The sequence below is a fragment of the Streptomyces sp. SPB074 genome (assembly GCF_000154905.1).
Taxonomy (GTDB): domain Bacteria; phylum Actinomycetota; class Actinomycetes; order Streptomycetales; family Streptomycetaceae; genus Streptomyces.
Genome location: NZ_GG770539.1, coordinates 3,269,739 through 3,270,623, shown reverse-complemented (window position 1 = coordinate 3,270,623; position 885 = coordinate 3,269,739). Strand labels below are relative to the sequence as shown.

Here is an 885-nt window from a genome sequence, read left to right as displayed (position 1 = left end):
GAGCACCGCGCTCTTCGCCCAGTACGGGCTCGCCCGAGCGGCGGTGCGCGGCCTCGGCGAGCAGGAGCTCGCGAAGCCCTCGGGGCTCGGCGCGTGGACCGTCGCCGAGCTGGTCACGCACCTCGGGCTCACCCTGGAGTCGGTGACGCGCGCGGTCGAGGCGGAACCGCCGACGGCACCCCGGCTGGCGCTCACCGCCTGGCCGTTCACGACCGCCGCGCGCGCCGCCCGCAACGAGGAGCGGGTACGGGAACGGGCCGCCGGGCTCGCCGGGCGGGCCGCGCTCGACGACTGGCTCGCCGAGACCGCGACCCGCGCCGACCAGGTGCTCGAAGGCGCCCTGCCCGGGCGGCTCGTGGCGGCCCCGGCCGGTCCCATGGCGCTCGGCGACTTCCTCGTGACGCGCTGCGCCGAACTCGTCGTGCACAGCGACGACCTGGCACGGGCGACCGGGCGCGAAGTCCCCCTGGACCGGCAGGCGCTCGCCGCCTGCGTCCGCCTGCTCGCCGACGCGCTCGCCGCCCGTGTACCCGGCGCCTCCACCGAGGTACGGGTGCCGCCCTACGCCGTCGTGCAGTGCGTCGAGGGCCCGCGGCACACGCGCGGCACCCCGCCCAACGTCGTGGAGACCGATCCGCTGACCTGGGTCCGCCTCGCCGCGGGCCGTACCGACTGGGCGAGCGAGCGCGCCGCGGCCCGCATCAGCGCGAGCGGCGAACGGGCCGACCTCTCCCCGTACCTGCCCCTGCTGGGCTGAGCGGGCCCGCGCCCCGCGCGCGGCGGCGTCCACCTCGGGAACGGGTGCCGGTTCCGTCTTTCGGGCGAACGCGCCCCGCCCGCCTCACCCCGCCCGGCCCCCGGGAACCCCCAGCGCCACCACCCCGC

The 885-nt window shown here is 78.8% G+C and carries 1 protein-coding gene; it reads left to right on the top strand.

What is annotated here, in order from left to right:
- Positions 1-757: maleylpyruvate isomerase family mycothiol-dependent enzyme (locus tag SSBG_RS13440; RefSeq protein ID WP_050776766.1), on the top strand; the 757-nt coding region annotated here is incomplete at its 5' end.
- Between the last annotated feature and the right edge of the window lie 128 nt (positions 758-885).